The 12,976-nt window shown below is 41.7% G+C and carries 12 protein-coding genes; 3 read left to right on the forward strand and 9 right to left on the reverse strand.

Going from position 1 to position 12,976, the window contains the following annotated elements:
• Positions 1-382: 382 nt before the first annotated feature.
• The 6 genes from RMX89_RS20580 to RMX89_RS20605 all read right to left on the reverse strand — a co-directional run bounded on the left by RMX89_RS20580 (position 383) and on the right by RMX89_RS20605 (position 7,598).
• Positions 383-1,681, reverse strand: a complete 1,299-nt coding sequence (locus RMX89_RS20580) for an NF038130 family PEP-CTERM protein (protein ID WP_322690239.1) — start codon at positions 1,679-1,681, stop codon at positions 383-385.
• A gap of 604 nt (positions 1,682-2,285) precedes the next feature.
• Positions 2,286-3,572: an LL-diaminopimelate aminotransferase gene (locus tag RMX89_RS20585; protein WP_322690240.1), complete on the reverse strand. Its 1,287-nt coding sequence runs from the start codon at positions 3,570-3,572 to the stop codon at positions 2,286-2,288.
• Between the two features lie 148 nt (positions 3,573-3,720).
• Complete coding sequence (locus tag RMX89_RS20590) at positions 3,721-4,056, reverse strand: thioredoxin family protein (protein ID WP_322683631.1); 336 nt, start codon at positions 4,054-4,056, stop codon at positions 3,721-3,723.
• Positions 4,057-4,230: 174 nt separating this feature from the next.
• Entirely contained in the window at positions 4,231-5,007 is a 777-nt protein-coding gene (locus RMX89_RS20595) for a PspA/IM30 family protein (protein ID WP_322674924.1), read from the reverse strand.
• A gap of 162 nt (positions 5,008-5,169) precedes the next feature.
• Positions 5,170-5,919, reverse strand: a complete 750-nt coding sequence (locus RMX89_RS20600; RefSeq protein WP_322690241.1) for a PspA/IM30 family protein — start codon at positions 5,917-5,919, stop codon at positions 5,170-5,172.
• Positions 5,920-6,242: 323 nt separating this feature from the next.
• Positions 6,243-7,598: a hypothetical protein gene (locus RMX89_RS20605; protein WP_322690242.1), complete on the reverse strand. Its 1,356-nt coding sequence runs from the start codon at positions 7,596-7,598 to the stop codon at positions 6,243-6,245.
• Between the two features lie 238 nt (positions 7,599-7,836).
• Here RMX89_RS20605 and RMX89_RS20610 point away from each other — a divergent pair, with 238 nt between their 5' ends.
• On the forward strand, positions 7,837-8,391 hold the full coding sequence (locus tag RMX89_RS20610) for a DUF721 domain-containing protein (protein ID WP_322683588.1): 555 nt from the start codon (positions 7,837-7,839) through the stop codon (positions 8,389-8,391).
• 427 nt (positions 8,392-8,818) lie between these two features.
• On the forward strand, positions 8,819-9,133 hold the full coding sequence (locus tag RMX89_RS20615; protein ID WP_094349568.1) for a hypothetical protein: 315 nt from the start codon (positions 8,819-8,821) through the stop codon (positions 9,131-9,133).
• A gap of 128 nt (positions 9,134-9,261) precedes the next feature.
• Here the strand turns inward: RMX89_RS20615 and menB are convergent, their stop codons facing one another.
• Positions 9,262-10,095 carry a 1,4-dihydroxy-2-naphthoyl-CoA synthase gene (gene menB, locus RMX89_RS20620; RefSeq protein ID WP_322690266.1) on the reverse strand — a complete coding sequence of 278 codons (834 nt, stop codon included), beginning with the start codon at positions 10,093-10,095 and terminating at the stop codon, positions 9,262-9,264.
• A gap of 164 nt (positions 10,096-10,259) precedes the next feature.
• Between menB and RMX89_RS20625 the strand changes: the two genes are divergently transcribed.
• The gene (locus RMX89_RS20625; RefSeq protein WP_322690243.1) at positions 10,260-11,084 is read left to right on the forward strand and encodes an Rpn family recombination-promoting nuclease/putative transposase; all 825 of its coding nucleotides are present in this window, start codon (positions 10,260-10,262) and stop codon (positions 11,082-11,084) included.
• Between the two features lie 278 nt (positions 11,085-11,362).
• Here RMX89_RS20625 and RMX89_RS20630 read toward each other — a convergent pair whose 3' ends face one another.
• On the reverse strand, positions 11,363-12,496 hold the full coding sequence (locus RMX89_RS20630) for a PIN domain-containing protein (RefSeq protein WP_322690244.1): 1,134 nt from the start codon (positions 12,494-12,496) through the stop codon (positions 11,363-11,365).
• Positions 12,496-12,825, reverse strand: coding sequence for a helix-turn-helix transcriptional regulator (locus RMX89_RS20635; protein WP_322690245.1), 330 nt, complete (start codon positions 12,823-12,825; stop codon positions 12,496-12,498). Before RMX89_RS20635 ends, RMX89_RS20630 begins: the two co-directional genes overlap by 1 nt.
• Positions 12,826-12,976: the final 151 nt, after the last annotated feature.

Below are 12,976 nucleotides of genomic sequence, written 5' to 3' on the forward strand. Positions count from 1 at the left end.
ATGTAGTTAAATCAAAAATTAATCTTTTTTTTACTAATTTTTTTATAATCTAGAGTATTAAGTTAACTTCTGTTTTTACAAATTTAGTTGCCTAAATTTTATGAGTAAAACTACTTAAGTAATACTGGTACTTATATTATAGTAATAGTCCTTCCTGAAGCCGTGAGGGTAAGCAATACTATTGTGCAAAATCCATATTATAAATAAATTAACTTTCTAGGGACATACAGATGTAGAATTTTGCAACCGATTCATTTGTTGCAAGTATTTTTAGAAATAGTATAACCTAGAAGATTAAATTTATTATAGCTGCAAAGAATTATTCATCAAAAAAGGGAGCTGTTAGCTCCCTTAGTTATTTTTTGGAATGGAAACCGGAGTTTCAACCAGATACTTTTTTTAACTTGCGTTGTGTAACAAAGATACCAGCAACACCTAAAATCCCAAATACTACTGAGGGTTCTGGTACAGAGGATGGAGAGACATACTTAGGTGTCGACCAAGTATAAATTGCACTATAGGATACACCATCATCAGAAGCAGTAATACCGGATGCAGTGGGGTTAAAGCTATAGGCATAGTAAGTTTGACCACCAGTAACTACCTTAGCAATTTCACTAGCCGCAATTTCACCTTGATATGCATTTAATGCAGCTTGCAGAGTCAGTACATCTTTAAATGATGTGAGTTGAGAGATTTGACCTGGTAGCTGATTTTTGAGAGTATTCAGTTGAGAAATTTGACCTGGTAGTGTTTGATTTTTGAGAGTATTCAGTTGAGAAATTTGACCTGGTAGTGTTTGATTTTTGAGAGTATTCAGTTGAGAGATTTGACTTGTCAGTTGTTGCCTTTTTGTTTGATTGGCTGGAATATTAGGAATTGCGTTGAGTTGTGTTTGCAGTGTGGTAATCTGTCCTGGAATTGCGTTGAGTTGTGTTTGCAGTGTTGTAATCTGTCCTGGAATTGCGTTGAGTTGTGTTTGTAGTGTTGTAATCTGTCCTGGAATTGCGCTCAGTTGTGTTTGTAGTTGTGGAATTGAACTTTCAAGTTGTGAAAGGGTTGGTTGAGTTGTTTGTTGAGGAAACTGTGATTTAATTGCATTCCACTTTTCATCAACCTTAGTAGAAATAGTTGTTGCAAGTTTAGTCTTTACATCCAAGTGACCAACTAATTTCAGTTCCACACCGCCATTCTGACCGAATTGGAAACCACCAATGTTCGGATCTCCCATTCCCAAGGAAGGAAAATAACTAGTTATTAGTGATTTGCTGTCGGCTGAAAACCCGTTCCAAACTGATTGAAATGGTGTGTAGCTACTCAATAAATCGCCTAGCCATTGGGAACCAAAACTATTCCAGTCATTAGCAGTGACACTACTAACGGTGGCACTGTAGTTTCCTTTTGTGGCGGTGAAGCCAACGTTAGAATCTGGGGTTTCGCTACTATACCAGAGCTCAACGTTAGAACTGGAGTCGTTATCTGTCAAAGCTTTGATCGCAGCTTTAGTACCACCTTGGGCATTCCCTTTAATGAAGGTACCATTTGAGCCACCAGTGTAAGTGTTAATTTCTCCATTATTATCGAAACTAAAAGATGTAGCGTGTGCTGGGGCGGTGGCAAGAGCGCTCACACCAATAGCCATTGAGGCACCAATTATAAGTGTCTGAAAAGTCGTTTTCATTGTTTTCAAGTCTCTGTCAGTTTGGAAGTTAAGTTTTAAACTACTGTCGTTTTTAGGCTTAGGCTTTCTTGACCACAGGTTTTTTGGCTATACAGATGCTTACCTGCATTGTTAGCCGTCTTTGGTATCTGAGCGTACAAACCCAGTTTAAGAAACGAGGAGACCTGATTGGGTAAAGTTAACGCTGATTATCAATAAAAAGATGAAGAATGTTTTGATAGTTTTATACGTTTAATTACGTATTTTATATTGATAGATATAGTTGCAAAAAATACAGTATCATCTTTTTCAGATCAGTACAATACGGTGATTATTAGAGATGTACAAATGTGCATTAGTGCCAACTAATGCTGAAATCTCCTGACTGTATGAGTTTTGCCCTCACCCCCAGATATTCTCCCCATTTGGAACGGGGGAGGAAATTCTCCAGCTCCCCTTCTCCCAAATTGGAAGAAAGGGTTAGGGGATGAGGGCAACTCCAAAACGTTTGCTAAACCTAACTTTTACCTGAAGTTGACACCAATGCACAAATGTGTGCCCTAGCGCGTGTTCCATTGATAAACTTTGCCACTAAAAATCCTTGGCGTTCAGCTTGAGAAGAAATTTAATGAAGAAACTCAGCCATTCTTTCTACAGCAATTTCTAACAAAGGTGGCTCATGCACCAAGGCAAAACGGACATACCCTTCTCCAGATTTGCCAAAGCCAGCACCTGGAGAAACTGCTACACCAGTTTGTTTGACTAGCTGGGTACAAAATTCTACGGAGTTTTCACTCCAAGGTGAGGGCAATTTTGCCCAGATGTACATTGTGGCTTCGGGAGTAGGAACATTCCAGCCAATACGGTGTAAAGCATTGATAAAAGCATCACGCCGCCTCTGGAAGGCGATCGCAGCAGATTTTACGCCAGATTGAGGGCCAGTTAAGGCTGCGATCGCACCATTCAAAATTCCCCGATACTGGTTAAAATCAACGGCGGCTTTTACTTGGCGTAAGGCGTTAATTAACTGAGCATTACCGATGGCATAGCCAATGCGGAAGCCACCCATATTGTAGGACTTGGAAAGGGTGAAAAATTCAATCGAGACGCTTTTTTCTGGATCGGCTTGCAGAATTGAAGGGACTAGGGACTGGGTATTGGGTATTGGGTACTGGGGATTGGGTATCGGGGATTGGAAATTAATGATTCCCCTTGTGTCCTTGTCTCCTTGTCTCCCAGTCCCCAGTCCCCAGTCCCCACTCTCTCCAAATACCAAATCTACGTAGGGGAAATCGTGAACCAACACGAGATTATGTTGTTGGCAGAAGGCGACAGCTTCTTGGAAAAAAGATAAAGGTGCGATCGCAGCGGTAGGATTATGAGGATAACTTAATACCATCATCCGCGACTGGGCCAGAACTGGGGCAGGAATATCAGCAAAAACTGGTAAAAAACCATTTTCTGCCAGTAGTGGCATCGGGTAGATTTGACCGCTGGCTAGATAGACTCCCCCCGCATGGGATGGATAACCTGGATCGAGCAACAGGGCAAAATCTCCTGGATTAAGTATTGCTAGGGGTAAATGGGCTGTGCCTTCTTGAGAACCAATTAAAGGTAGTACCTCAGTTTGAGGATCGACTTCGATCCCAAATTTTTGTTCGTACCAGTTGGCTGCGGCTTCGCGGAATCCAAGGGTACCGTTAAATAATAGATAACCGTGGGTACTGCGATCGCCAAGAGATTGGGCGATCGCCTCAAGAACGTGGGCCTCGGCTGGTAAATCGGAAGACCCCAAGGACAAATCAATTACTTCTCGGCCAGCGGCCAAAGCGACAGCCTTGGCTCTGTCCATATCAGCAAATACATTAGATTTTAGGGGTTGTAAACGTTTTGCAAACTGTATGTTAGTCATTTGTCCTTTGTCATTTGTCCTTTGTCATTTGTCCTTTGTCCTTTGTCCTTTGTCCTTTGATCGAATGACCAATACTTCTCTACCAGAGGCTGCGCCAAGGGCAACGCTCAGTACAAGTGACCAATGACCAATGACTAATGACCAATGACTAATTACTATTTAAGTACGTATCTAAGAGTTCGAGTAATTTATCTTTGCCGATGACTCCCTCGGTGGATATCAAAACTTCCTGGCCTTGAAATAATCTGAGGGCGGGTACGCCTTCCACTTGATACTGCTTAACAGTCAGTGGGTTGGGGTCAATTTCCATTTTAACGACTTTGAGGCGATCGCTATATTTGGTAGCAGCTGAGTTAATCAGGGGCGACATCAATTGACAAGGCCCACACCAGGAAGCCCAAAAATAAACTAATACAGGCTGCTCGGCTTTTAACACTTCGGTTTCAAACTCAGCATCGGTTATGGTGATTACAGCCTTACTCATTGCAGTCTCCATCAGGTGGCGATCGAAGTTGGCACACACAATACTTTATCCCAAAGTCGTCAATAGTCCATAGTTAATAATTTATAGTGATTAGGATTGTTAACTATTGACTAATGACGTAAAATCCCACAGCCAACAGGTGTGGGACTAGCTTAAATAAGTTTTCTGTCAATTTTACAGTTGATCCAATTGCTTGCGTAAGGAATCTAACTCAGCATCAACCACCTCATTAGATTTAGGAGCAGTGGCTTCTTGTTGCGGTGGCAGTTGGGCTTGATTTTGTGGAGCGGCAGGTGGTAGCATCTGGGCTTTCAAGGCTGCCAATTCATCATCAACATCGCTACTACCTTCCAATCGAGCAAATTGGCTTTCTAAATCAGCACCCGCTAACTCTCCTTGTGCCTGGGCCCTGGCTTCTTGCATCAAGACCTTTTCTTCCATCCGCTCGAAGGCAGACATTGCACTGCTGGTATTCATCCCACGCACCATGCCTTGGAGTTGCTCTTGGGCTTTGGCAGTGGTGATTCTCGCTCTGAGCATTTCTTTCTTGGTCTTAGCCTCAGAAATTTTGCTTTCCAGTTGGATTAAATTGCGTTTGAGGGTATCAACTTGGGTGCTTTGGGTATCTAAACTAGCTTTGAGGGCTGTGCTGGTATCCGTATAAGTTTTTTTACGCTCTAAAGCTTGTCGTGCTAAGTTTTCATCACCTTTTTGTAGCGCTAGTTGAGCATTGCGTTGCCATTTATTGATTTCATTTTGGGCATCATTATACTGTTTTTCACTGCGTTTTTGGGCGGCGATCGCTTGGGCTACTCCCTGACGCAGCTGTACCAAGTCTTCCTGCATTTCCAGGATGGCTTGCTCTAGCATTTTTTCGGGGTCTTCGGCTTTGTTAACCAGATCGTTGAGGTTAGAACTAACTACTCGCTTAATGCGATCGAATAATCCCATAACTTTGTTTTTCCTTGTGTGATTTACGCTTTTTCTTGGACAGTTAGCTTTTTTACTTTTTTATAGCTACCTATTTCAATGTAATCTTTCCAGTTTGAATCAGTACCTCCTAACAACTCTTAATTGTTAAGATATCGCCAAACTGGGGTAATTAGTAGAACTTCAAGAATCCTGAGTTTTGGGTAACTGCTGTTGGGGAGGCTGCTCTGTCTTTTGACTCTCCTCAGTTAGGATTTTGTGCTGTGTGTTTTCTGACTGCTTGAAAACCTGTACCTTCATCGCCGCCAATTCGGTATCTACATTATTAGATTCCAAAGAAGTAAATTGTGTTTCCAAGTCGTCGCTACTAAGTTGAGCTATGGCTTCTGATTGAGCTTCTATCTGTGAAACTTTTTCTTCCATGCGCTCAAAGGCACTCAGACTGCTAGTAGCAGAAACTCCACCGAGCATTTCTTGGAGGCGATAAGACGCTTCAGCAGAACGGGCGCGGGCAATATACATATCTTTTTTAGTTTTCGCCTCGGAAATTTTTAACTCTAGCGATCGCATATCCTTTTTTAGCCTAGCAACTATCTCGTTTTGCTGCTCTATCTGCGAAAAGAGGGCTGTAGTGGTTTCTTTATAGGCTTGGCGCTTAGTCAAAGCTTCACGTGCTAGAGGTTCATTGCCTTGTTGCAGCGCTAATTGGGCGCGGCGATACCATTCTTCTGTTTGAGATTGAGCGGCCGCTGCTTGTCGTTCGGTGCGTTTCTGGGTAGCGATCGCTTGTGCTACACCCTGCCGCAACTGCACCAGATTTTCCTGCATTTCCAAAACAGCTTGCTCCAAAATTTTTTCTGGATCTTCTGCACCACCGATCAAACTATTGAGATTAGCGCGAATCACCCGCAGGATACGCTTGATTAATTCCATATCGGCTCTCCAACGAAATCCAGTTCTGAGTGCTGTTAGCAGGGCGTTTAGCCCGTGCTGAGTAATGAATTTAGTTATAGAGTGCTGAGTGCCTAGTTAAAGTCCTGAGTATAGTAATATTTTTTGTCATAGGGTAGTTATGGAGTGCTGAGTGCCTAATAAAAGTTTTGAGTATAATATTTTTTGTTGTGGGGTCGCAAACAAACAATATTTTGTCTCTACCACTCAGCACGGGCTAAACCTTAGCTATCCGCTAACACAACTCAGCACTTATTGACTCAGGACTGTTATTTCATGGTATCGTAGATTTTTGCAATTCATAGTTACTGAACTCGTGCCTTGATTCCTTTCGCTTCTAACAGTTTCATCTGTTGTTTTACTTGCTCTTTAGTTTTAAAAGCACCCAGATAAATCAATTCTTTGTTAGGCGATAAATAAGCATCAGGAATTACCTGCCGTGCTGAGGCAAAAGCTGCGCCTTTATTATCTATCACTACATGATAAAACCCATCTATTCCTAGTTTCATTTCTGCATCTGGTTTTGGTGAGGTTGCGATTGGCTTGGGCGAGGTTTTTGTCGGTGAAGTGGAAGGTAAAGAAAGAGGAGGCAAGGATTGTAGTCTCGGTACTGGTGCTAAGGCGATCGGGTTAGTCTGTTGGGCTGTATTGGGGTTAGACAATGCCCCTTGAGGATTTACGGGATTTTGGGGAACAACTGGATTGGGCACTACTGCGGGGGTTGGTTGGACTTTGGGTTTTAAGCCTACTACATCATTGGGATCTCTTACTTCAGGAAACTCTTCAGTAGCTAGATTGGGATATTTGGGTATAGATGTGCTTGGTGGTTGAATTTGAGGTTGGACATTACTCCCAACTTCCTCAGTATTTTCTGGTGTGGGAGAGGAGTTGCCGTTAAATAAGTTGCCTAAATTCCATTGTGGCAAGCTTTTGGGATTGAAGACTGCATAACCCAAGATCAGACTAGCCACCAATAGCAGCAACATCGAGCCAATACCCAAAGGTGATAGCAGACTGTCGCTAGAATTGCTTGGTTTCTTGGTTTCTGGTTGTTCTTCTGTCAGACTTCGCAGCAGTGCTTCACTAGATTCTAAATAGTCATCTGGGTGCTTGGGGCTATCATCTGTCTGCAAGTGATTTTCGCTTTTAGTATTTTTAACGATCGCTGGCACAATGCTGCTATTAAAGTTGGGTGGAGGTGGTGGAAGTTGAGTTTGTGTTTTAGCTGCATTGGCGGTGGAGGGCAGATTAAGATTATTCAGTTCCTCAGTTTTTGCCGTAGTTGGTGCTGGGTTCATCTCAGTATTCACAGCTACAGATGCGGGTGAGACATCAATTTTTGCCGTAGCTGGCGCTGGATTCATCTCAGGATTCACGGGTACAGATGCAGGCGATACGTTGGTTTTAATTTCCGTTGCTGATGACTGAGTTGCGCCCAATATTGTCGAAATGGTAGTTAAGGGTTGGGGTTGTTTGCTGATGTAACTTGCAACACGGGACTGCTTAGATGACACCAAACCAGTTCGCGTGCGTCGGTATCGAGCTAACTCTTGATCTAGCGGCACCTCTAAACTTGCTAGTGCTGCTGCTAGTACTGGTTTCAACCCAGGTGTTTTAGACGATTGATGAGTACTGGAGTCGTTCAGGGAGTTTTGAGTCATTGCCTTTTTGCCTCAAACGTAGATTACTGGAATCAACTTTTAGATAGATATATTTTGTGATAATAGTAGCGGAAATTATTTAAATAGATAGAGTGGGCATTGGGCATTGGATATGGGGCATTGGGCACAAGAGGCAGAGGGGAAAGACTTACTGCAACTTCTCCTCGGTCACTGAGCGTAGCCGAAGTGCTGCTCCCTTGCTCCCCCACTTTCCAATCCCTACTCCCCACTTTGAATAATGTCGTTGAAATCAATTAATGATGTTTTAAGGATTCTGGAAAAGCAGTCGAAATGGCAGGAGCAACCATTTCAACGCCTGCTCAAGTGTTGGGCAGAAGTTGTTGGGCCAGTAGTTGCCGCAAATACTAGACCATTATCAATTCAGCGTGATGTTTTGTCGGTAGCAACTTCTAGTGCTGCTTGGGCGCAAAACCTGACTTTTGGTCGCACATCTCTACTTTTAAAGTTGAATAAAAAGCTGCCAACGCCTTTGGTTGATATTCGCTTCTCTACTGCTGGCTGGCAGAATCCGTCGGTGGAAAGAAAACAGCAACAAACGGTTTCGCCTCATGAGCATCCCAGTTACCTTGGCGATGAGATTAGCCGCCCTGATGATACACCCACCAAGGATGTAAATGCGGCTTTTGGACATTGGACGAAGATTGTGCGATCGCGATCGCATGGCTTACCTCTTTGTCCCCAGTGTCAATCTCCCACCCCTCCCGGTGAACTCCAGCGCTGGGAAGTCTGTTCTGTCTGTGCTGCTAAACAGTTTTCAAAGCAAAATAGTTGAGCGATTATTTGTTGAGCAGAGTTTATCCTGAAATAACTTGCTGTCATTACATCAAATCTTTCTGATTCTTGAGAAAAAGTATAATTTGCCGCTAAAATATGCCAAATGTGGTATGTAAAGCAGACTATTTATGTGAAATTCTATGCCTTAAGGATGGCTTAAGGAGGAATTTAAAAGGTTGAATAAATCAAAAGCTTTACTTTTACTCTTGATCCCTAATAAGTTTTAGACGATACGTATATGTAACTGCTTTAGGAATTATTTAAATATATAACAAGATTATAAAAATATCCTGAAGTTTATTTTTTACTTGGGATCGCTGAAACCTATGGAAAATAATGACTTTTTGGCTTTTCTCTGTCTTTATATATAGAAGCAGAATATAAAGATGAAATTCAGCCAGAAACAACACTAAAGATGAATCCGAATGAAACCCATTAAAGTTTTAGCATCTGCCTGTAGATATTGTCGTCATTACCAGCCAGAAGGTCGCCGTGGTGGAACGTGCCAGCAGTTGGGCGCACCAGTTCAAGCGACTTGGAAAGCTTGCTCTTTGGCGCTTCCACCTTTTGCACCTTCTTGGGAAACCTTAGAAGATGCTTGGGGTTTACCAGATGCAGCTCCAGTTTTAACATCTTGTCAATCTTTAGCTTCAGATTTCGATAATGCTGCTCTTGCCCCTCTAGAGGAAATAGCTGCCTCCATATCTGAACAGGTAAAAACTAAAGCAGTGGTTATTTAGTCATCCATTATTACTGGACTGAGTTTGTAGTCTGCTTAAAATAAGATTTGTTTTTAAGATTTTTAGTGCTGTAAAAGTTGATATCTACAAAAATCGCACCTCATTTAAGGGGGGCGATTTTTGCAATTCTAAGGTAGCCAAGGAAAAGAGCGAAAATCTGGTGGACGCTTTTCGAGAAAGGCTTGTTTGCCCTCAGTTCCTTCTTCTGTCATGTAATAAAGTAGGGTGGCATTGCCAGCGAGTTCTTGTAAACCAGCTTGTCCATCACAATCAGCGTTAAAAGCAGCTTTAAGACATCGAATTGCGATCGGACTTTTTTCTAAAATCTCTTGCGCCCATTGAATACCTTCGGCTTCTAGTTGTTCCACTGGAACGACGCAATTAATTAAACCCATTTCTAGAGCTTGTTGTGCATCATATTGGCGGCAGAGAAACCAAATTTCTCTAGCTTTTTTTTGCCCCACGATGCGGGCAAGATAGCTGGCTCCAAAACCACCGTCAAAACTGCCGACTTTCGGGCCCGTCTGTCCGAAAATGGCATTATCGGCAGCGATGGTAAGGTCGCAAATTAAGTGTAGGACATGTCCACCACCGATCGCATATCCAGCCACTAAAGCAATCACCACTTTCGGCATCGAACGAATCAGCCGTTGTAAGTCCAGCACATTCAAGCGAGGGATGCCAGTATCATCCACATAGCCTGCATGTCCCCTCACACTTTGATCGCCACCAGAACAGAAGGCATATTTACCATCAGTGTGGGGGCCATAACCAGTAAATAGAACAACACCAATAGTAGTATCTTCACGAGCATTACAGAAAGCGTCGTACAGTTCAAAGACGGTTTCAGGACGAAAAGCATTGCGTTTATGGGGACGGTTGATGGTGATTTTCGCAATGCCATCAGTTTTTTGATACAGAATATCTTCGTAGGTTTTGGCAGTTTGCCAGTTAATTTGCATTGGTATGGAGTGCGCTGTTGCTTCAAGAATTTTATCGCGGACGTAGGGACAAGCGATACCTGCGGTGGTCACTGAGCTAAGTCGAAGTGTGGGCTACGCCTACGCTAAAATTGGTGTCTCAAGCCTTTACAATCTGGTAATTGTCTGGGTGTTGAGGAATAAAAATGCGGCGCGACACCATTTTCTATAAATTATTTAAGCAATTTCCGGGTTTGCTGTTTGAATTAGTAGATGAACCACCTCCAGAAGCAGAAAATTACCAGTTTGAATCAGTTGAAGTGAAAGAAACGGCGTTTCGGATTGATGGAGTATTTTTACCTCCAACTGATGCAGTTTCCAAAACCGTATTTTTTGCAGAAGTGCAGTTTCAGAAGGATGAAGACTTATATCACCGCTTCTTCAGCGAATTGTTTTTGTTTCTCTACCGCAACTCTATTCGTTACGATGACTGGTTTGGTGTAATAATTTTTGCTTCTCGCAGCCTAGAACCTTCTAACTCAACAATTCACCGCGCTTTGTTGGAAAGTGGCCAAGTCAGGCGGGTTTATCTGGATGAGTTGGGGGATTTGCGAGAACAACCTTTGGGATTGGGTTTGATGTTGCTGACAAATGTTACTTCTGAAACAGAAGCAATGGAAGGGGCGCGGTTTTTGTTAGAGCAAGCACGGCAACAGTCGGAGCAAGCGATAATTGATTTAGTGACGACGATTATTGTCTACAAGTTTTCTAAGCTTAGTCGAGAGGAGATTGCAACGATGTTGGGACTGAATTTGGAAGAACCACGGGCGATTCGGGAAGCGAAGGAAGAAGGAGAAAGAAAGGTCGTTTTACGACAGTTAAAGCGACTTGTGGGTACAATTCCTGATGCGCTTCTGTCCCAGATTCAAGGGTTATCGGTGGAACAGTTGGAAGCTTTAGGTGATGCTTTGTTGGATTTCTCTACTCTTGCTGATTTGGAAGGGTGGTTACAAAGTGAAGTAAGCGGGTAAGTTTCACGCACAGCAAAAAGGCGATCGCACCCGTTAAAATTCTCAAAGCTACAAATCTGAGACTGGAAGACACACGGGTATATCAGGAAATCGTGGAAAAAAGAGTGCGATCGCTCGTCCTCTGACTGTTAAAACGACTATTTAGTGAAATTGCTGAGGAACGTTGGAATTGAGATTGCGAGCGCGAACTTGAAAGGGTGGTTGCAACATCAATTAGAAGGTTCAAAGCGATCACACTGTTTAATAGCCAAACTTTGAACCTAACTTTTAACCTAATTCTAAAACAGATTTAACTGCTGGATAGACATATCTAGCTCTAGCTGTTGAATTGCATTTTCTTCTAATAACTTTCCTTTCTGATTCCCTTCATTTACCTTTATTGGTATTGTGACTGTCTCTTTATTGTTTTTTTCTAGTATCCCCGTAAATAATAACCACCCTAGCATTCTGCTGACATAATCTCCTGCTGACTTCGTGGCAATTGAATCAGGATATATCTCAAATAGGAGTGGGAAAGAATTTTTAATTGGCTTACTTTTATACTTATCTTCAGGATAGACTTCCTTTATTAAAGTCTTCAAATATTCTCTACTAAAAGCCTCATTTGGTTTAAGTTGTTTATAAAGTTTTTGTACTACAATATGTTGAGTGAGAGACTTAGCCAAATAATTAGCTATAATCATGTTGTCTGAATTTGCTAAGTTTTGTAGTATGCTGGCTTTTCCATCTTTAACTACCACCATTTTAAAAAATTGCAAATCTGACAGTATATTAATAATTTTGCTTTCAGAATATTTATATTTTTTTTCAAAGTTTTTATACATTATATCTTGATAACCTTCTTTTTTTAAAAGCTCAAAAAAATCCATTACTGTAGTTATTGAGTTTCTAATTCTATATTCCATAATACCTACAACCTCCAAAGGATGGAACGAAGGTGTATCTAAATTCGATAAATATTGACTCTCTAAATAATTAACTCTTAAGGATAAATGTAGACATTTATCCAACTGTAAGCGTGTTGGAAAATTCTCTAATAACCAGATAGGAAAGTCTATCCCATCAAAATTTTGAGGGTTGCGTGTGAGGACTGCACTGGCCCTTATAGATGTTGCACAGGCAATCTCTAACGCAGATTCAAAGTCTATCAGATTGAATGAGTTTGCTTGCTCGCTTAATTCATAGTTTATAGGGCATATTGTGATCTTTTTGTATATGGCAGATATCAATTTTTTAGCTATCTCTGGGGAATATATATTCTCTGCTAATGAAATAATTTTATCAAGCCCGGATAGTGTGATAAAAAATTGACATTGTTGATTTTCGATAATATTCCCTAACTCTTCTGCTTCTTCTCGTTGTAGTAGTAAATAATCTATTAGCAAGTCAGCATCAAGTATCACCTTCATCATTAGTGCGCCCTCGACTCCCAAGATTGGTCACGGTTTTGTTGGTTTACTGAGACTGATTTAGGAGGATTTAAGCGGGCGCGTATTTCTGCCAAAGAATCTGTTTTTACTGGTTTGGTATCTGCGACATACTCAATAAGCTCTTCTGGTGTACAAGCAAAAATTTTGCACAGTTTGACTACTCTATCAATCCATTCCACGCTACTCCTGCCTGTTTCCCAATTGGCGACCGTATTCTCAGTAATCTCTAAAAGGTCAGCTAGTTGGCGTTGGGTTAAGTTTTCTTTCTCACGGAGTATAGCTAGTCGTGAGACTGCTTTCATGTGTTCCATACACTTACCTATTGTGCTTACAACTCCTATTTTAGCACTTTTCCCTAAAAAAGCTTAGGCATACTTGTTAAGGTGTCAGTTTTAGGCTAAATTATGTTTATACCTAAAGAAATAAGCCTAAAATAATTTAGGTTATTTTTTAACTAGGTAT

The sequence above is a fragment of the Nostoc sp. DedSLP04 genome (assembly GCF_034530775.1).
Lineage (GTDB): Bacteria > Cyanobacteriota > Cyanobacteriia > Cyanobacteriales > Nostocaceae > Nostoc.

What these genes read in the sequence shown, in the direction of transcription:
- RMX89_RS20580 (WP_322690239.1), bottom strand. Translation starts at nt 1,681, where the DNA reads ATGAAAACGACTTTTCAGACACTTATAATTGGTGCCTCAATGGCTATT.
- RMX89_RS20585 (WP_322690240.1), bottom strand. Translation starts at nt 3,572, where the DNA reads ATGACTAACATACAGTTTGCAAAACGTTTACAACCCCTAAAATCTAAT.
- RMX89_RS20590 (WP_322683631.1), bottom strand. Translation starts at nt 4,056, where the DNA reads ATGAGTAAGGCTGTAATCACCATAACCGATGCTGAGTTTGAAACCGAA.
- RMX89_RS20595 (WP_322674924.1), bottom strand. Translation starts at nt 5,007, where the DNA reads ATGGGATTATTCGATCGCATTAAGCGAGTAGTTAGTTCTAACCTCAAC.
- RMX89_RS20600 (WP_322690241.1), bottom strand. Translation starts at nt 5,919, where the DNA reads ATGGAATTAATCAAGCGTATCCTGCGGGTGATTCGCGCTAATCTCAAT.
- RMX89_RS20605 (WP_322690242.1), bottom strand. Translation starts at nt 7,598, where the DNA reads ATGACTCAAAACTCCCTGAACGACTCCAGTACTCATCAATCGTCTAAA.
- RMX89_RS20610 (WP_322683588.1), top strand. Translation starts at nt 7,837, where the DNA reads ATGTCGTTGAAATCAATTAATGATGTTTTAAGGATTCTGGAAAAGCAG.
- RMX89_RS20615 (WP_094349568.1), top strand. Translation starts at nt 8,819, where the DNA reads ATGAAACCCATTAAAGTTTTAGCATCTGCCTGTAGATATTGTCGTCAT.
- menB (WP_322690266.1), bottom strand. Translation starts at nt 10,095, where the DNA reads ATGCAAATTAACTGGCAAACTGCCAAAACCTACGAAGATATTCTGTAT.
- RMX89_RS20625 (WP_322690243.1), top strand. Translation starts at nt 10,260, where the DNA reads ATGCGGCGCGACACCATTTTCTATAAATTATTTAAGCAATTTCCGGGT.
- RMX89_RS20630 (WP_322690244.1), bottom strand. Translation starts at nt 12,496, where the DNA reads ATGATGAAGGTGATACTTGATGCTGACTTGCTAATAGATTATTTACTA.
- RMX89_RS20635 (WP_322690245.1), bottom strand. Translation starts at nt 12,825, where the DNA reads ATGGAACACATGAAAGCAGTCTCACGACTAGCTATACTCCGTGAGAAA.